At 70.8% G+C, this 16,557-nt stretch carries 17 protein-coding genes; 6 read left to right on the top strand and 11 right to left on the bottom strand.

Features of this window, described 5'->3' with window-relative positions:
* Positions 1-165 precede the first annotated feature (165 nt).
* Positions 166-690 (bottom strand): winged helix-turn-helix transcriptional regulator, encoded by a 525-nt coding sequence (locus tag BM064_RS24795; RefSeq protein WP_245779281.1) that lies wholly within the window; start codon positions 688-690, stop codon positions 166-168.
* A 92-nt stretch (positions 691-782) separates the two neighbouring features.
* Here BM064_RS24795 and BM064_RS24790 point away from each other — a divergent pair, with 92 nt between their 5' ends.
* A complete protein-coding gene (locus BM064_RS24790) occupies positions 783-1,712 on the top strand; it encodes an NADP-dependent oxidoreductase (protein ID WP_092865656.1) in 930 nt (309 codons plus the stop codon).
* Positions 1,713-2,028: 316 nt separating this feature from the next.
* Positions 2,029-2,637: a riboflavin synthase gene (locus tag BM064_RS24785; RefSeq protein WP_092865653.1), complete on the top strand. Its 609-nt coding sequence runs from the start codon at positions 2,029-2,031 to the stop codon at positions 2,635-2,637.
* A gap of 73 nt (positions 2,638-2,710) precedes the next feature.
* Here BM064_RS24785 and BM064_RS24780 read toward each other — a convergent pair whose 3' ends face one another.
* A complete protein-coding gene (locus BM064_RS24780; RefSeq protein WP_092865650.1) occupies positions 2,711-3,988 on the bottom strand; it encodes a serine hydrolase domain-containing protein in 1,278 nt (425 codons plus the stop codon).
* Between the two features lie 260 nt (positions 3,989-4,248).
* Here BM064_RS24780 and ribB point away from each other — a divergent pair, with 260 nt between their 5' ends.
* From ribB to nusB, 3 genes are all read left to right on the top strand, one after another.
* Positions 4,249-5,373: a 3,4-dihydroxy-2-butanone-4-phosphate synthase gene (gene ribB / locus BM064_RS24775; RefSeq protein ID WP_092865648.1), complete on the top strand. Its 1,125-nt coding sequence runs from the start codon at positions 4,249-4,251 to the stop codon at positions 5,371-5,373.
* Positions 5,374-5,376: 3 nt separating this feature from the next.
* Entirely contained in the window at positions 5,377-5,853 is a 477-nt protein-coding gene (locus tag BM064_RS24770) for a 6,7-dimethyl-8-ribityllumazine synthase (protein WP_092865645.1), read from the top strand.
* Positions 5,854-5,933: 80 nt separating this feature from the next.
* Complete coding sequence (gene nusB / locus BM064_RS24765; protein ID WP_092865713.1) at positions 5,934-6,377, top strand: transcription antitermination factor NusB; 444 nt, start codon at positions 5,934-5,936, stop codon at positions 6,375-6,377.
* Between the two features lie 69 nt (positions 6,378-6,446).
* On the opposite strand, the gene aqpZ is transcribed toward nusB, so the two are convergent.
* The 8 genes from aqpZ to BM064_RS24725 form a co-directional block, all read right to left on the bottom strand.
* Positions 6,447-7,169 (bottom strand): aquaporin Z, encoded by a 723-nt coding sequence (gene aqpZ, locus BM064_RS24760; RefSeq protein ID WP_092865642.1) that lies wholly within the window; start codon positions 7,167-7,169, stop codon positions 6,447-6,449.
* A 250-nt stretch (positions 7,170-7,419) separates the two neighbouring features.
* Complete coding sequence (locus tag BM064_RS24755) at positions 7,420-8,412, bottom strand: ABC transporter substrate-binding protein (protein ID WP_092865639.1); 993 nt, start codon at positions 8,410-8,412, stop codon at positions 7,420-7,422.
* 198 nt (positions 8,413-8,610) lie between these two features.
* A complete protein-coding gene (locus BM064_RS24750) occupies positions 8,611-9,507 on the bottom strand; it encodes an ABC transporter permease (protein ID WP_218161124.1) in 897 nt (298 codons plus the stop codon).
* Between the two features lie 68 nt (positions 9,508-9,575).
* On the bottom strand, positions 9,576-10,448 hold the full coding sequence (locus tag BM064_RS24745) for an ABC transporter permease (protein WP_092865633.1): 873 nt from the start codon (positions 10,446-10,448) through the stop codon (positions 9,576-9,578).
* A 108-nt stretch (positions 10,449-10,556) separates the two neighbouring features.
* Positions 10,557-11,369 carry an ABC transporter ATP-binding protein gene (locus BM064_RS24740; RefSeq protein WP_092865630.1) on the bottom strand — a complete coding sequence of 271 codons (813 nt, stop codon included), beginning with the start codon at positions 11,367-11,369 and terminating at the stop codon, positions 10,557-10,559.
* A 6-nt stretch (positions 11,370-11,375) separates the two neighbouring features.
* On the bottom strand, positions 11,376-12,836 hold the full coding sequence (gene hydA / locus BM064_RS24735; protein ID WP_092865627.1) for a dihydropyrimidinase: 1,461 nt from the start codon (positions 12,834-12,836) through the stop codon (positions 11,376-11,378).
* Positions 12,833-13,096: a hypothetical protein gene (locus BM064_RS24730; RefSeq protein WP_092865624.1), complete on the bottom strand. Its 264-nt coding sequence runs from the start codon at positions 13,094-13,096 to the stop codon at positions 12,833-12,835. Before BM064_RS24730 ends, hydA begins: the two co-directional genes overlap by 4 nt.
* Entirely contained in the window at positions 13,093-14,343 is a 1,251-nt protein-coding gene (locus BM064_RS24725; protein WP_092865621.1) for a Zn-dependent hydrolase, read from the bottom strand. The genes BM064_RS24730 and BM064_RS24725 overlap by 4 nt, the downstream gene beginning before the upstream one ends.
* A gap of 405 nt (positions 14,344-14,748) precedes the next feature.
* Between BM064_RS24725 and BM064_RS24720 the strand changes: the two genes are divergently transcribed.
* On the top strand, positions 14,749-15,429 hold the full coding sequence (locus tag BM064_RS24720; protein WP_092865618.1) for a TetR family transcriptional regulator C-terminal domain-containing protein: 681 nt from the start codon (positions 14,749-14,751) through the stop codon (positions 15,427-15,429).
* Here BM064_RS24720 and BM064_RS24715 read toward each other — a convergent pair.
* Entirely contained in the window at positions 15,411-16,508 is a 1,098-nt protein-coding gene (locus BM064_RS24715) for a tRNA-dihydrouridine synthase (RefSeq protein ID WP_177236395.1), read from the bottom strand. The genes BM064_RS24720 and BM064_RS24715 overlap by 19 nt on opposite strands.
* Positions 16,509-16,557 lie beyond the last annotated feature (49 nt).

Genomic DNA, 16,557 nt, shown 5'->3' with positions numbered 1-16,557 from the left:
GCGTCCGATGCCTGAGCGACTCGCCCGCCCCGGTCAAGGACAAGCCCGGCTTCGCCGGGTCGCTTCGCGATCCTTGACCGGGGCGGGCGAGTCGCTCTGATCGGCATCCGCGATGGACGGCTCCGGAGAACAGGCGCTTGGCGGGGGCGGCACGGGGGCTTGGGGCTAGCCGCGCTCGAGGCCCGCGAGGCGGCGCCAGGTGGTCTCGGAGAGGGGCTCGCCGGCGGCGCGCGCGCGGGCGAGCAGGATGCCGGCGGCGTGCGTTTCGGACCAGCGGCAGAATCGGCGCAGGATCACGGCGAGGTCCCGGCCCGCAGGGGTCAGCGCGTAGTCCACCCGCGGGGGCGAGGCGGGCGAGACGCGGCGGGTCACGAGGCCGTCGCGCTCCAGCTCGCGCAGGGTCTGGGTCAGCATCTTCGGCGTCGCCCCCTCGACCTTCCGCGCCAGCTCCGAGTGGCGCAGGGTCCCCATCGCCAGGGCCGAGACCACCAGAACCACCCACCGGTTCGCCAGGCCCTTGAGCAGGACATGGGAGGCGCAGTCGCGGCGATAGACGTCGAAGACCACCGGGGTCCATCGCTCCGCCGCCTGCGCGGGGTCTGCGCAGGCGGGACGGTCCCGGGCCGCGCCGGGCGACGGCCCGGTCATGGGATCGCGCGTGGGATCGGGGGTCGGGTCGTCGCTATCCATCGGGAACCCGCTCTCTTGAAGGTAGTTGCTTTCTGCAGGATAGTCGCAACCGACCGTAACGTTAAGTCAGAAGCGACCCGAGGAAGCCCCCCATGCGCAAGATCGTCCAGTCCGCCACCGGCGGCCCCGAGGTGCTGACGCTCGTCGAGGCGCCCGATCCCGCGCCGGGCGAGGGCGAGATCCTCGTCGCCGTCGCCGCCGCCGGGATCAACCCGGTCGACGCGGCCTTCCGCTCCGGGATGTTCCCGATGCTGCCGGCGCTGCCCTTCACCGTCGGCTGGGACATCGCGGGGACCGTGGTCTCGGCCGGGCCCGGCGCCGGGCGCTTCGCGCCGGGCACGCGGGTCTTCGGGATGCCGCGCTTTCCCAGGGAGGCGGGCGGCTACGCCTCGATGATCGCGGCGCCGGAGGCGGAGCTCGCCGCCACGCCCGAAGCCTGGAGCGACGCCGAGGCCGCGGCGATCCCGCTCGCGGGCCTCACGGCCTGGCAGGGGCTGGTCGCGGCGGGCGGGATCGCCGCGGGCCAGGAGGTGCTGATCACCGCCGCCGCCGGCGGCGTGGGCCATCTCGCGGTGCAGATCGCCGCCGCCCTGGGGGCGCGGGTCGTGGGCTCGGCCAGCGCCGGCAAGCACGCCGCGGTCAAGGGCTGGGGCGCGGCGGAGACGCTCGACTATGCAGCCGAGGCGCCCGGCGCCGGAGGCGCGCGCTTCGACCTGATCTTCGACGCCTTCGGCGGCGAGACCTCCGAGACCCTGCTGCCCGCGCTGAAGCCCGGCGGCACGCTGGTCAGCCTGCGCGACCCCTCCGACGCCGCCCGCAAGACCGCCGAGGCCGAGGGCAAGACGCTGCGGCGCATCGGCGTGCGCCCCAATGGGCCGCAGCTCGAGGAGCTGGCGAAGCTCGGCGCCGAGGGCCGGCTCAGGCCGCAGGTCGCGAAGGAATTCCCGCTGGCCGAGGCGGGCGCGGCGCAGGCCTTCCTCGCGGCCGAGAAGCCGGTCGGGAAGGTGGTGCTGATCCCCTGACGGAGCGCCGGGCGCCCTGGCGCCTCCGATCTGGAAGGAGAGTTCCCGGGCCGAGCCCGGGGCGCTCTGGGGACCGCCGCGCTACGCCCGCGCCCGGCGACAGGGCGCGCCATAGGGAAGCGCTTGGGGCCGGGGGACGCGTTCGGGGCCGGGAGAGCCGGGGCTGCGGCCGCGCCCAGAGCCGTGGTTCAAGGCTCGGCGGGGCGCGCGTCGCGCCTGCCGCGGGCCGTCTCCGGGCGCCCTGCCCCGCCCTCGCCTCTTGCCGCGCGGGCGCGGCCTCGCTAGGTCCGGGGCGGACGCATTCGGGAGACCCCACATGTTCACCGGCATCGTGACCGACATCGGCGAGATCGGCTCGCTCGAGAAGCGCGGCGACCTGCAGGCGCGCATCCTCTGCTCGCCCGCCACCGCCCGCGCCGAGCTGGGCGCCTCGATCGCCTGCGACGGGGTCTGCCTGACCGTCGTCGCCTCGGGCGAGAGCGAGGACGGGCGCGGCTGGTTCGAGGTCGACGTCTCGGCCGAGACCGTCTCCAAGACCACGCTGGCGAGCTGGGCCCCGGGGACCCGCATCAACCTGGAGCGGGCGCTGAAGGTGGGCGACGAACTGGGCGGGCATATCGTCACCGGCCATGTGGACGGGCCCGCCGAGATCCTGTCGATGACCGACGAGGGCGACTCGACCCGGGTCCTGTTCCGCGCCCCCGACGCGCTGGCGCGCTTCATCGCCTCCAAGGGCTCGGTCTGCCTGAACGGAACCTCGCTGACGGTGAACGAGGTCGAGGGCGCGACCTTCGGGGTCAACCTGATCCCCCACACCAAGACCGTCACCACCTGGGGCGACCGCAAGGCCGGCGACCGGGTCAACCTCGAGATCGACACGCTCGCCCGCTACGTGGCGCGGCTGGCCGAGACCTCGCAGCTCTAGGCGCTATCCGAAAGGTATCGCCCCAAATGGAAAGGGCGGCCCCGAGGGGCCGCCGTTCCTGCTTCCGCCGACCTCAGTTCGTCGGCTGCTCGTCGGTCATCGCCGCGTAGACCATGCTCTTCAGCCAGGGCCGCATCTCGGAGCCCTTGGGGCGCGACTGGATCATGAAGACCACCTGCAGGTCGTTCAACGGGTCGTTCCACCAGGCGGTGCCGGCGGCGCCGCCCCAGCGGTACTCGCCCTTGCGGCCCATGTCGGACGAGATCCCGTCCTCCGTGCGCACCGCGACGCCCAGCCCGAAGGTGTAGCCCGCGCCCGGCAGGTAGTACTTGCCCGGCTGGATCCGCTCGCCGAGGTGGTCGGAGGTCATCCAGGCGACCGTCTGCGGCGACAGCAGCCGCGCGCCGTCGAGCTCGCCCCCGTTCAGCAGCATCTGCGCGAAGCGCGAGTAGTCGTCGAGGGTCGAGTGCAGCCCGCCGCCCCCGCTCTCGAAGGCCACCTTCACGCGGGGATCGGCCATCTCGTAGGGCCCGATCTTGGCGTACTCGGGATAGGGCTCGGCGATGCGCGCGTGCAGCGCCGGGTCGTCGACCGCGAACATGGTGTCGTCCATGCCCAGCGGCGTGAAGATCATCTCGTCGAAGACCTCGCCCAGCGGCTTGCCGGCCACAACCTCGACCACCGCGCCCAGAACGTCGGTCGAGCGGGAGTACTCCCATTTCTCGCCCGGATGATGCTCGAGCGGCAGCTTCGCCAGATCCTCGGCGTTCTCGCGGTTGCTGCGCGCGCTGTCGCCGGCCCGCGCCGCAAGGTAGGCCTCGCGCGCGGGGCCCTGGCCGAAGAAGCCGTAGGTCAGCCCGGAGGTGTGGCGCAGCAGGTCCTGCACCGTCATCTCGCGCTTCGCGGGCTCCGTCGTCGGTTCGCCCTTGGGGCCGTAGCCGGTGGCCACCGTCATCGACTTGTATTCCGGCAGGTACTTCGAGACCTTGTCGCCGATGTCGAGCTTGCCCTGCTCGACCAGCATCAGGGCGGCGACCGAGGTGATCGGCTTGGTCATCGAGTAGATGCGGAAGATCGCGTCGCGGGTCATCTCCGGCCCGTCGGGACGAACGTCGCCCAGCACGGCCGTGTGCACGATCTTGCCGTGGCGCGCGATCAGGATCGAGGCGCCGGGCATGTCGCCGGCCGCGATATGCTCCTGGAGCTTCGCGTCGATCGCGGCCAGCCGCTCGGCGGAAAAGCCGAGGCTCGCCGGATCGCCCTGGGGCAGCGGATCGGCGAGCGCGGGAAAGCCGAGGCCTATGGCCAGCGTCAGCGCCGCCCCAAGGGCGGCGGGGGAAAAGGGCTTCATCGGGCGTCCTCCCTGGACGATCTGCAATCATCCGGCCGGTGTTCCGGTCCGGTCGCGCCGCGGGCGGCCGGGGCGCGGACCCACGCTAGGGCAAACGGTTGGTCCTCGCCAAGAAAACTCCGCAGACCGCCGGCAAGGGGCCCGCGCGGCGACGGACCGTCTCCGCCCGGCCGACCGCCGGCAGGCGCATCCCGTCTGGCCTCGCGCTTCCGCCTGCGGTAGGACCGCCGCGGAACGAAAAAGAGACCCAGGCGAGACTCATGGCTGGCAGCGACGACTTTTCCGACGCCCTCTCCTCGGTCGAGGAGATCATCGAGGACGCGCGCAACGGGCGCATGTTCATCCTCGTCGACCACGAGGACCGCGAGAACGAGGGCGATCTCGTGATCCCCGCGCAGATGGCGACGCCCGACGCGATCAACTTCATGGCCACCCACGGGCGCGGCCTGATCTGCCTGTCGCTGACCGCCCAGCGGATCGAGGAGCTCGGCCTGCCGCTGATGTCCTCGAACAACCAGAGCCGCCACGAGACCGCCTTCACCACCTCGATCGAGGCCCGTGAAGGCGTGACCACCGGCATCTCGGCCCATGACCGGGCGCGCACCATCTCGGTCGCGATCGACGGCCGGTCCGGGCCGCAGGACATCGCCACGCCCGGCCACGTCTTCCCGCTGCGCGCCCGCGACGGCGGCGTGCTGGTCCGCGCCGGCCATACCGAGGCGGCCGTGGACATCTCCCGCCTCGCGGGGCTCAACCCCTCCGGCGTGATCTGCGAGATCATGAAGGAGGACGGGACCATGGCGCGGCTGCCCGACCTCGTCTCCTTCGCCCAGAAGCACGGGCTGAAGATCGGCGCGATCTCGGACCTGATCGCCTACCGCCGCCGCCACGACAACCTGGTGCGCGAGGCGTCGGCCCGCCCGGTGCATTCGCCCTACGGCGGCGACTGGCTGATGCGCGTGTTCACCGACGCCACCTCCCAGTCGGAGCACATGGTGCTCTCGAAGGGCGACCTTTCGGCGCCCGGGCCGGTGCTGGTGCGCATGCATGTGCTGAACCCCATCGACGACATCGTCGGCGCCACGCCCGAGCGGCACGGCATGGTCCAGGCCGCGATGCAGGCCATCGCCGACGAGGGCCGGGGCGTGATCGTGCTGTTGCGCGACCACTCGCCGGGGCGCCTGACAGGCATGATCTCGGACGCGGCCAAGGGGGTCTCGACCCAGACGCTGCGCCACTACGGCATCGGCGCCCAGATCCTGGCGGCCCTCGGCATCCACGAGATGGAGCTGCTGACCACCTCCACCGCCCCGCGCGTCGTCGGCCTGGAGGGCTACGGCCTGTCCATCGCCGGGACCCGCTCCCTCAAGAAGACGGAGGGCTGAGCCATGGCCAGCACCGAACAGGAAGGCGCCCTGCCGCTGCCGACGTTCGAGGGCTTCGCGCCCAACATCCTGCTCGTCGTCGCCCCCTTCTACCGCAAGATCGCCGACGACCTGATCGCGGGCGCCGCCGCGACCCTCAAGACCGCCGGCGCCACCTTCGACGTGATCGAGGTCCCCGGCGCGCTGGAGATCCCGCCCGCGATCCGCATGGCGCACAAGCGCGGCGGCTACGAGGGCTATGTGGCGCTGGGCTGCATCATCCGCGGCGAGACCTACCACTTCGAGCTGGTCTGCAACGAGAGCGGCCGCGGCCTGACCCTGCTGGGCCTCGAGGGGCTGGCGATCGGCAACGGCATCCTGACGCCCGAGGACATGGCCCAGGCCGTGGTCCGCGCGGACCCGTCGGAGATGGACAAGGGCGGCGGCGCCGCCGCCGCGGCCCTGCACCTGGTGGCGCTGGCGCGCCGTTTCGCGGGATGAACGCGATGACCGACACCCCCGAGTCCGACAACGCCGAGCCGGCCCCGCGCCCCGAGCCCTCCCGCCAGGAGAAGAAGCTGATGCGCTCGGCCGCCCGCCTCGCCGCGGTCCAGGCCCTCTTCCAGATGGAGAAGAGCGGCGACGACTGGCGCGAGGTCCGGCGCGAGTTCGTCAACCACCGCTTCGGCCAGTCGATCGAGGGGGAGGAGTACCGCGAGGCGGACCCCTACCTCTTCGACGCGATCCTCGAGGGCACGGTGAACCGGCAGGCCCAGATCGACCAGGCCACCAACCGCGCGCTCGACGTCGCCTGGCCGATCCACCGCATCGACCCCACGCTGCGCGCGATCTTCCGCGCCGCGGGGGCGGAGCTGTTCGACTCGACCGTCACCCCGCCGAAGGTGATCATCTCCGAGTTCGTCGACGTCGCCCGCGCCTTCTTCCCCGAAGGCAAGGAGGGCGGCTTCGTCAACGCGGTCCTCGACAAGGTCGCCCGCGAAGCGCGCCCCGACGCCTTCCGCTGAACCGCGCCGCCTGACGCATCAGGGGCCGCCCCGCGCCGGGGCGGCCTTTCTTTTCCGGGGCCCTGCGGCTCAGGCCGGCTCGCCGGTCGGGCCCGGCGCGGGGACCGGGGTCGGGAACAGCAGCCGCCACAGCAGGGCGCCCAGCACGCCGCCCGCCAGCGGCGCGACCCAGAACAGCCACAGCTGCGCCAGCGCCGGCCCCTCCGCGAACAGCGCCACGCCCGTCGAGCGGGCCGGGTTCACCGAGGTGTTGGTCACCGGGATCGAGACCAGGTGGATCAGCGTCAGCGCCAGCCCGATGGCGATCGCCGCGAAGCCCGGCGGGGCCGAGGCCGAGGTCGCGCCGAGGATCACGATCACGAACCCCGCCGTCAGCACCACCTCGGCGACCAGCGCCGCGGTCAGCCCGTAGCCGCCCGGAGAGGCCGCGCCGTAGCCGTTCGACGCGAAGCCGCCGACGCCCGCGAACTCCGCCTGCCCCGAGACGATCACGTAGAGCACCGCGGCCGCCGCGACCGACCCCGCGACCTGCGCCGCCCAGTAGGGCGCGATCATCCGGGTCTCGAACCGCCCCGCCACCGCGAGGCCGAGCGTCACCGCCGGGTTGAAGTGCCCGCCGGATATGCCGCCGACCGCATAGGCCATGCTCAGCACCGTCAGCCCGAAGGCGAGCGAGACCCCCAGCAGGCCGATGCCCACGTCCGGCACGCCCGCCGCGATCACCGCGCTGCCGCACCCCCCAAACACCAGCCAGAAGGCGCCGATGAATTCGGCGCCGAGTTTCGCGTTCATGTCCCTGGTTCCCTCGACATCCGGACGACCCTTGCCGCCGGAGCCAAGCCTACGCCACGTCATTCCCCTACGTCATGAACAAGCCGCCGGGTCCCCCTCCCGCCCCCCGTTTCCCCCCTCCGCCCCCCGCCCATCCCCGGACCCTCGCAGAGTCGAGCAAATCAACCGATCTGATTTAAAATCGCCCTCGCAGTCATGAAAAAGGGGCCGCCGAGGCGACCCCTTCTCCCGTCTCGCGACGCCGCGTCGGTCAGAGCGCCTCGTCGGTGATCGCGTGGGTCCAGGCGCCCTCGGGCTCCTTGGTGATCACCGGGTCGGAGCCGCCGGCGAGCAGGCTGTCGACGGTGCGCCGGTAGTCGGCCTCGTCCAGCGTGCCGTCCGAGCCTGCGGTCAGCTTCGCGATCTCGCCCATCATCCGCTTCTGGTGCTTCTCGGTCTGGGCGCCGGTGGCGTCGTTCTCGAGCACGATCTCGGCGGCCTCGTCGGGGTTCTCCTCGGCGTATTTCCAGCCCTTCATCGAGGCCCGGACGAACTTGACCATCTTCTCCTTGAACTCGGGATCGTCCAGGTTGTCCTCCAGCACGTAGAGGCCGTCTTCCAGCGTCGCGACCCCCTGGTCCTCGTACTTGAAGGTGACGAGCTGGTCCTCGGAGATGCCCGCGTCGATCACCTGCCAATACTCGTTGTAGGTCATGGTCGAGATGCAGGCCGCCTGCTTCTGCAGCAGCGGATCGACGTTGAAGCCCTGCTTCAGCACCGTGACCCCGTCCTCGCCGCCCTCGGTCGGGACGCCCAGGTGGGCCATCCAGCTCAGGAACGGATACTCGTTGCCGAAGAACCAGACGCCGAGCGTCGAGCCGGGGAAGTCCTCCGGGCTGGTCACGCCGGATTCCTTGAGGCAGGTCAGCATCATGCCGGACTTCTTGAACGGCTGGGCGATGTTGACCACCGGCACGCCCCGCTCCCGCGCGGCCAGCGCCGAGGGCATCCAGTCGACCATCACGTCGGCGCCGCCGCCCGCCAGCACCTGCACGGGCGCGATGTCGGGGCCGCCGGGCAGGATCTCGACCTCGAGCCCCTCCTCCTCGTAGAAGCCCTTGTCCTGGGCGACGTAGTAGCCGGCGAACTGGGCCTGCGTGACCCACTTGAGCTGAAGCGTCACGTCCTGCGCCTGGGCGGCGCCGGCGGCCGCGAGGCCCGCGACGGCCGCCGCGGCGGCGGCGATGAGGGAACGGCTTTTCATCTGGCTCTCCTGTTGGCGACCGGGATTCCACGCCCCGGTTTTGTCCATCTGATAAAAGGCGTAGCGCGGCCCGCGCGAAGCCGTCAACGACTGAACGGCCCCTGAAATCATCGCTCCGCCCGTTCTGCCCGCCGCGCGGGCGCCGGGCCGGGGCGCGGGCGCGCGTGATGGGCAGAAGCGCCTCGTCCGCTCCGCCGACTAGCGCCGCTGCGAGGGGTGCCAGAAGGTCACCCAGCGTTCGACCAGCGAGACCAGGCCGTAGAAGGCCGAGCCCGCCACGGCGGCCACCGCGATCTCGGCCCAGACCATGTCGACGTTCATCCGCCCGACCTCGGTCGAGATGCGGAAGCCCATGCCCACCACGGGGGTTCCGAAGAACTCCGCCACGATCGCGCCGATCAGGGCGAGGGTGGAGGCGATCTTCAGCCCGTTGAAGATGAAGGGCGCGGCCATCGGCAGGCGCAGGCGCCACAGCTCCTGGCGCGGCGTGGCGGCCCAGGTGCGCATCAGGTCCCGCTGCATCCGGTCGGCGGCCTTCAGCCCCTCGACCGTGTTCACCAGCATCGGGAAGAACACCATCACCACCACCACCGCGGCCTTGGAGGGCCAGTCGAACCCGAACCACATCACCATGATCGGCGCCACGCCCACGATCGGCAGGGCGGCGACGAAGTTGCCGACCGGCAGCAAGCCGCGCTGCAGGAACTCCGACCGCTCGATGGCGAGCGCCGTGAGGATCGCCGAGCCGCAGCCCAGCGCGTATCCGATCAGCACCGACTTCAGGAAGGTCTGCTGGAAGTCCGCCCACAGGATTTCGGGCGAGGAGATCAGCCGCGCGAAGATCATCGAGGGCGGAGGCAGCAGCACCGGCGGCACGCCGGCTCCGCGCACCACCGCCTCCCACAGCAGGAGCAGCGTGGCTCCGAAGACCAGCGGCGCGGCCAGCGCGGCCGCCCTGCCCCAGCTCCGGTCCCGGTCGGCGAGCCGGGCCAGCGCCGAAACCAGCGCCGCCGCCGCCGCCCAGCCCGCGAAGACGCAGAGCCAGTAGAACCCTCCGCCCCCCAGCCCCAGCAGCAGCCGGCCCAGCACCACCATCGCCACCGCCAGCGCCAACAGCCCCGCGGCCCGGGCGCGGATCGCGCCGACGGCGGGCGCCACCACGCTCATCGTCCGAACCCCATGCGCGTCAGCGTGACCCGACCTGCGAGCCCGATCAGCGCCACCAGCGCCGCCGCCAGCGCCGCGGCCGCGAACAGCGCCGCCCAGATCTGGATGGTCTGCCCGTAATAGCTCCCCGCCAGCAGCCGCGCGCCCAGGCCCGCGACCGCGCCGGTGGGCATCTCGCCCACGATGGCGCCCACCAGGCTCGCCGCCGCCGCGATCTTGAGCGAGGCGAAGAGATAGGGGGTCGAGGCCGGCCAGCGCAGCTTCCAGAAGGTCTGGGTCCCGCTCGCCGACCAGGTGCGCATCAGGTCGAGCTGGATGCGGTCGGGGGAGCGCAGACCCTTCACCATCCCCACCACGACCGGGAAGAACGAGAGGTAGGTCGAGATCAGCGCCTTGGGGATCAGCCCCTTCAGCCCGACCGCGTTCAGGACCACGATGATCATCGGCGCCAGCGCCAGGATCGGGATGGTCTGGGAGGCGATAACCCAGGGCATGATCGAGAGATCCATGGCTCGCGAATGCACGATCCCCACCGCCAGCAGCATCCCCAGCGCGGTCCCGAACACGAAGCCCAGCAGCGTCGCCGAGAGGGTGATCCAGCCATGATAGACCAGGCTGCGCTTGGAGGTGATCTTCTGCTCGGCGGTGGTCTTCCAGATCTCGGCGACGACCTGGTGGGGGGCGGGCAGCACCGGCCGATCCTGCGCGAGCGTCCCCGCGACGCGGTCGAGGAAGGCGACCTCGGTCCCGGCGCGCGCGGCCTGGTCCCGCTCCCACGGCATGTTGAGGGCGACGGCGGAGAGATACCAGACCGCCACGATGGCCGCGACCACGGTCAGGATCGGCAGCAGGCTGCGCGTCCAGCTCATCGCCGCCCCCGTAGGGCGCATTTCAATGCGCCATGGCGGAACGGGACCGGGGACGGCGCCAGGGTCGGAGCGGGGGACGGCGCATTGAAATGCGCCCTACGGGGGCGTTCAGTCATAGGAATGCCCCGCCCGCAGCCCCTCGCGCACCCGGTGGGCGACGGCGAGGAACTCGGGGCTCTCGCGGATGTCGAGCGGGCGCTCCAGCGGCAGGGGGCTCTCGATCACGTCCACGATCCGGCCGGGGCGCGGGCTCATCACCACGATGCGGGTCGAGAGATAGACCGCCTCGGGGATCGAGTGGGTGACGAAGCCGATGGTCTTGCCGGTCGTGCGCCACAGCTTCAGGAGCTGCTCGTTGAGGTGATCGCGCACGATCTCGTCGAGCGCGCCGAAGGGCTCGTCCATCAGGAGCAGGTCCGCGTCGAAGGCGAGCGCCCGGGCGATGGAGGCCCGCTGCTGCATCCCCCCCGACAGCTGCCAGGGATACTTCTTCCCGAACCCGTCGAGCTCCACGAGCCTCAGCACCCGGTCGATCCGCTTCTCCTGCTCGGGCTTCGAGAAGCCCATGATTTCAATGGGAAGCCGGATGTTGCCGGCGATGGTGCGCCAGGGATAGAGCGCGGCGGCCTGAAAGACGTAGCCGTAGGCGCGGGCGCGCCGGGCCTCCTCGGGCGTCATGCCGTTGACGGTGATCGTGCCGGAGGTCGGCCGCTCGAGGTCCGCGATCACCCGCAGGAAAGTGGTCTTGCCGCAGCCCGAGGGCCCGATGAAGGAGACGAAGTCGCCCTGCCGGATCGTCAGGTCCACGTCCGAGAGCGCATGCACCGGCCCGTCGTTGGTGGCGAAGGTCAGGCACAGGTCGCGCGCCTCGATCACCGATCGAGGCGCGGCGGCTGGGGTCGCGTCCGCGGCCTGGCTCATCGACGCTCAGAGCCCCGAGGGGATGTTGAGCGGATCGCGCTGGATGGCCCGGGGCGCGGTCAGGGCCTTCCAGGTCGACAGCGCCTTGTTGGGCGCGGGGAAGGCGGGGCGCGGGATGAACTTGCCCCGGCCGGGCTGGGGCTGCGAGTTCTGGCCGGCGGCCCAGACCACGTCCCCGCGCGACAGCGTGTAGCGCGGCAGGCCCGTCACCTCGAACCCCTCGAAGACGTTGTAGTCGATGATGGATTTCTGGGTGGCCGCCGAAATGGTCCTGGTGGCCTTGGGATCCCAGACCACGATGTCCGCATCCGCCCCGGGCAGGATCGCGCCCTTGCGGGGATAGACGTTGAGGATCTTGGCGATGTTGGTCGAGGTGACCGCCACGAACTCCTCGGGCGTCAGCCGCCCGGTCTCGACGCCGTGCGTCCACAGGACCGAGAGCCGGTCCTCGATGCCGCCCGTGCCGTTGGGGATCTTGGTGAAGTCGCCAAGGCCGAACCGCTTCTGCTCGGTCGAGAAGGCGCAGTGGTCGGTGGCCACCACCTGCAGGGAGCCCGCGGAGAGACCGTTCCACAGGCCGTTCTGATGCTCCTTGTTGCGGAACGGCGGCGACATCACCCGGCGGGCGGCGTAGTCCCAGTCCTTGTCGAAATACTCGCTCTCGTCGAGCGTCAGGTGCTGGATCAGCGGCTCGCCGTAGACGCGCATGCCCTTCTGGCGGGCCCGGCGGATCGCCTCGTGGGCCTGCTCGCAGGAGACGTGGACGATGTAGAGCGGCACGCCCGCCGCATCGGCGATCATGATCGCGCGGTTGGCGGCCTCTCCCTCCACCTCGGGGGGGCGGGAGTAGGCGTGGCCCTCGGGCCCGGTGACCCCGTCGGCGAGGTATTTCTGCTGGAGCTCGGCCACGATGTCGCCGTTCTCGGCATGGACCAGCGGCATGGCGCCCAGCTCGGCGCAGCGCTTGAACGAGGCGAACATCTCGTCGTCCTGCACCATCAGCGCGCCCTTGTAGGCCATGAAGTGCTTGAACGTGTTGATGCCGCGGTCGACGGCGAATTTCATCTCCTCGAAGATGCTCTCGTTCCAGCCGGTGATGGCCATGTGATACGAGATGTCGACCGAGATCTGGTCCTTCGACTTGCGGTCCCACTCCAGGATCGCGTTCCTGATGGATCCGTCCTCGCCCGGCAGGCAGAAGTCCACCAGCATGGTGGTGCCCCCGGCGGCGGCGGCGAAGGTGCCGGATTCGAAGGTCTCGGCGGCGGTGGTGCCCATGAAGGGCATTTCCAGGTGGGTGTGCGGGTCGATGCCGCCGGGCATGACATAGGCGCCCTCGGCGTCGAGGGTCTCGTCGCCCTTCAGGTTCTCGCCGATCTCGAGGATCGTCTCGCCGTCGATCAGGACGTCGGCCTCATACGTGCGGTCGGCGGTGACGATCGTGCCGCCCTTGATCACCTTGGTCATTCAAGCTTCTCCCTGGTTTCTTCGCCGCGGCGGCGGGCGCCGAAGAGGCGCCGAACTCCGTAGACGACAAGCGCACCGAGCGCCAAGCCGACAGCCGAGCCGATCGCCCGGGAAAGCGCCCGCATGGTCGATTCCTCGCCGGTCCAGACGTCCACGCCGATCGGCGCGAATATGACGAGCACGAGGCCGACCATCCCCAGGCGCCGAGCGAGCCGAATACTCTCGGGCGGAGCGTCGAGGCTGAACATGCCGCGGATCACCCCACGATCTCCGCCGTCTCCAGCACCGCGCGCAGCAGCACGTTCGTGCCCTTGGCCGCCCACTCCTGCGAGATCTCCTCGTCCTCGTTGTGGCTCAACCCGTCCACGCAGGGGCACATGATCATCGAGGTGGGGGCCACCTTTTTGATCCAGCAGGCGTCGTGGCCGGCGCCGGAGATGATGTCCATGTGGGAATAGCCGAGCGACTCGGCCGCCTTGCGCACCGCGCTCACGCAGCCCGGATCGAAGGTCACCACGTCGAAATGGCCGGTGGGCTCGATCTCGATCCCGAGGCCGAGGTCGGCGGCGATCTTCGGGGCCTCGGCCTCCAGCCGCGCGCGCATGGCGTCGAGCTTCTCCTGGTCGGGGGAGCGGAAGTCGACCGTGAACACGGTCTTGCCCGGGATCACGTTGCGCGAGTTGGGGTAGACCTCGACATGGCCGATGGCGCCGACCGCGCCGGGCTGGTGGTCCATGGCGATGGTGTGCACCAGCTCGGTGATCCGGGCCATGCCGAGGCCCGCGTTCACCCGCATCGCCATGGGCGTCGAGCCGGTGTGCGCGTCCTTGCCGGTCAGCGTCACCTGCAGCCACCACAGGCCCTGGCCGTGGGTGACGACGCCGATGTCCTTCCCTTCCGCCTCGAGGATCGGGCCCTGCTCGATGTGGAGTTCGAACATCGCCTTCATCGGGCGGTTCCCGACGGGCTCCTCGCCCTTCCAGCCGATGCGCTCCAGCTCCTCGCCGAACTTCTTGCCCTCGGCGTCGGTGCGCGCGTAGGCGAAGTCGAGGTCGTGCACGCCGGCGAAGACGCCCGAGGCGAGCATGGCGGGGGCGAAGCGGGTGCCCTCCTCGTTGGTCCAGTTGACCACCACGATGGGATGCCTGGTCTTCACGTTCAGGTCGTTGAGGGTGCGGATCACCTCCAGCCCCCCCAGCACGCCGAGCACGCCGTCGTAGCGCCCTCCGGTGGGCTGGGTGTCGAGATGCGAGCCCATGTAGACCGGCGGCAGGGAGGGATCCTCGCCCTCGCGCCGCGCGAACATGTTGCCCAGCTTGTCCACGCCCATGGTCATCCCGGCCGCGTCGCACCAGGACTTGAACAGCGCCCGCCCCTGCGCGTCCGCGTCGGTCAGCGTCTGGCGGTTGGAGCCGCCGCGCACCCCCGGCCCGATCTTCGCGAGCTCGTGGATCGAGTCCCACAGCCGGTCGGAGTTGATCTGGAGGTTCGAGCCAAGGTCAGCCATGACGTTCTGCCTGTCGTTTCCGCGCGATGCGCGACGTGCTTCGGGTCCGCGCGACGCGCGGCGGGATCGGGCCGGCGCGATGCGCGGCCGGGTCGGGGAGCTGCGAAGAGGGGATGGCGGCCGCGGTCGGGCCCGGGACGGGCGCGCGGGGCGTCTGGCGTCGCGCTGGCGTTCATCGCGGGGGTCCTCCGGCCTCCGCCGGGCCGCCCCCGGACCGGCGAAAGCTCTTGCGGCGAGTTAACCGTCTGGTCAAAGTTCACGCTAGCAGGACGGCCCCGACCGTCAACAGGAAAACCCCGGAGGCGAGCCGCCCATGACGGCGACAGCAGCGCGCACCCCCGCCTCTCGAACAGGCGCCTCCGCCGGCGGCGCCCGGTTCCTCGGCGCCGGCCCCGGACCCGGCCGGTGAGCGTCGCCGAGCCCCCCCGCGCGGCCCGCACCAAGCGGCGCACCCGCATCCAGCAGGAGAACGAGGAGAAGATCCTCGACAGCGCGCTCGAGGCCTTCTCCCAGCACGGGTTCAAGGGGGCGACGCTGGACGCGATCGCCGAGGGGGCGGGCATGTCCAAGCCCAACCTCCTCTACTACTTCCGCCGCAAGGAGGACATCCACGCGGCCCTGATGGAGAGCCTGCTCGAGGACTGGCTGGAGCCGCTGGAGGCGCTCTCGGCCGAGGGCGACGCCCTGCGCGAGATCCGCGACTACCTGCGCCGCAAGCTCGACATGGCCCGCGAGCGCCCGCGCGAGAGCCGGCTCTTCGCCTCGGAGGTGATGTCGGGCGCGCCCCGGATCGAGGACTATCTCCACGGCCGCCTGAAGACGCTGGTGGCCGAGAAGGTCGAGGTGATCCGGACCTGGATCGCGGACGGCAAGATCCGGCGCGTGGACCCCTACCACCTGATCTTCGCGATCTGGTCGACCACCCAGCACTACGCCGATTTCGACGTGCAGATCCGCATCGTGATGGGCGTCGAGGGCGACGGCCATATCGACGACGCGGCCCGGTTCCTGGAGGACCTGTTCCTCAAGGGCCTCGCCCCCGGCCGGCCCGGGGGCGAGGAGGATCCTCAGGCCGACTTCACGTAGCCGCCGTTGTAAGCCTCGGACTTGCGACGGACCTTGGAGTGCTCGACGATCCGCTCGCGGGCGATGCCGCGGAACTCCTCGATCGAGGAGAAGCCCTTGCGCGCGAGGTAGTCGGAGAGGTCCGTGGTCAGCTCCCGGATCAGCTGCACGCCGATGCCGCCCGAGCCCTTCTCCTCCATCGCCGCGGTGCAGACCTGCAGGTTGCCGGCGCCGTGGACGATGAAGTTGAACGCCTCGTGGAAGCCCTTGATGCCGCCGATGCCGGAGATCGAGCGGTCGGGATAGGCGCGCGAGATGTCCGAGACGCGCTGCAGCGCCTGGTTGAGGATCGCGAGGCCCCCCTGCCCGCCGGAGGTCGTCAGCCCGTCGACCTCGACCTCGAACTTCATCGTCTCGGGGTCCATCAGCGGCAGCGAGGGGAAGGTGTTGCACAGCGAGATCGCCGAGGCGCCGGCCGCGTAGGCCGCCCCCGCCGCATCCGTCAGCGTCGAAGTCGAGGGCGTCAGCTTCACCCAGATCGGCACGTCCACCGCGGACGTCACGGCGGCGAGGATCGAGCGGATGATCTCCTCGTCATTGGCGATATGCGCGCCCATGTCCTTGCGGTCCATATGCGGGCACGACAGGTTCAGCTCCAGCGCGTCGCAGCCGGCGTTCACGCAGGCGACGGCGAGCTTGCGCCAGTTGTTCATCTCCTCGACCCCGCCCGCGCCGGCCATGATCGAGCCGATCAGCATCCGGTCGGGCCAGGTGGTCTTGATCTCCTCGAGGTCGGGCAGCCACTGCTCCAGCGGCTGGTCGGAGATCAGCTCCCAGTTCCACGAGGAATGCGAGACGCTGTCCGGGCGCTTGGCGCGCGAGACGTAGGGTTTCGCCTCGCTGGCGCGCTGGAAGATGGTCCTGGGACCGGCGACGTTCTCGACCGGGTGCAGACCGATGGTCTTGGTGACGACGCCGCCCCAGCCGGATTCGAAGGCTTTCAGGATCTTGCGCTTGCTCTCCGTCGGCGGCGCGGAGGCCAGCACGAAGGGATTGACGAAGTCGAGACCCGTGAAGCGCGTGGCGAGAGTGTTCTGCACAGCATCCCCGTTCATTGCCGCAAGCGAAAAGCGTCCGCCCGGGGCCCTG

This window comes from Albimonas pacifica (genome assembly GCF_900113695.1).
In the GTDB taxonomy this organism is placed as follows: domain Bacteria; phylum Pseudomonadota; class Alphaproteobacteria; order Rhodobacterales; family Rhodobacteraceae; genus Albimonas; species Albimonas pacifica.
The sequence above is the reverse complement of the archived record's forward strand: the minus strand, read 5'-3'. Positions and strand labels throughout refer to the sequence as shown.

Bases quoted from the DNA above. Each gene is read 5' to 3' on its own strand.
- BM064_RS24755 (WP_092865639.1), bottom strand. From the start codon at position 8,412: ATGAAAAGCCGTTCCCTCATCGCCGCCGCCGCGGCGGCCGTCGCGGGC.
- aqpZ (WP_092865642.1), bottom strand. From the start codon at position 7,169: ATGAACGCGAAACTCGGCGCCGAATTCATCGGCGCCTTCTGGCTGGTG.
- BM064_RS24740 (WP_092865630.1), bottom strand. From the start codon at position 11,369: ATGAGCCAGGCCGCGGACGCGACCCCAGCCGCCGCGCCTCGATCGGTG.
- BM064_RS24725 (WP_092865621.1), bottom strand. From the start codon at position 14,343: ATGGCTGACCTTGGCTCGAACCTCCAGATCAACTCCGACCGGCTGTGG.
- BM064_RS24785 (WP_092865653.1), top strand. From the start codon at position 2,029: ATGTTCACCGGCATCGTGACCGACATCGGCGAGATCGGCTCGCTCGAG.
- BM064_RS24780 (WP_092865650.1), bottom strand. From the start codon at position 3,988: ATGAAGCCCTTTTCCCCCGCCGCCCTTGGGGCGGCGCTGACGCTGGCC.
- hydA (WP_092865627.1), bottom strand. From the start codon at position 12,836: ATGACCAAGGTGATCAAGGGCGGCACGATCGTCACCGCCGACCGCACG.
- BM064_RS24790 (WP_092865656.1), top strand. From the start codon at position 783: ATGCGCAAGATCGTCCAGTCCGCCACCGGCGGCCCCGAGGTGCTGACG.
- BM064_RS24795 (WP_245779281.1), bottom strand. From the start codon at position 690: ATGGATAGCGACGACCCGACCCCCGATCCCACGCGCGATCCCATGACC.
- ribB (WP_092865648.1), top strand. From the start codon at position 4,249: ATGGCTGGCAGCGACGACTTTTCCGACGCCCTCTCCTCGGTCGAGGAG.
- BM064_RS24750 (WP_218161124.1), bottom strand. From the start codon at position 9,507: ATGGTGGTGCTGGGCCGGCTGCTGCTGGGGCTGGGGGGCGGAGGGTTC.
- nusB (WP_092865713.1), top strand. From the start codon at position 5,934: ATGCGCTCGGCCGCCCGCCTCGCCGCGGTCCAGGCCCTCTTCCAGATG.
- BM064_RS24770 (WP_092865645.1), top strand. From the start codon at position 5,377: ATGGCCAGCACCGAACAGGAAGGCGCCCTGCCGCTGCCGACGTTCGAG.
- BM064_RS24745 (WP_092865633.1), bottom strand. From the start codon at position 10,448: ATGAGCTGGACGCGCAGCCTGCTGCCGATCCTGACCGTGGTCGCGGCC.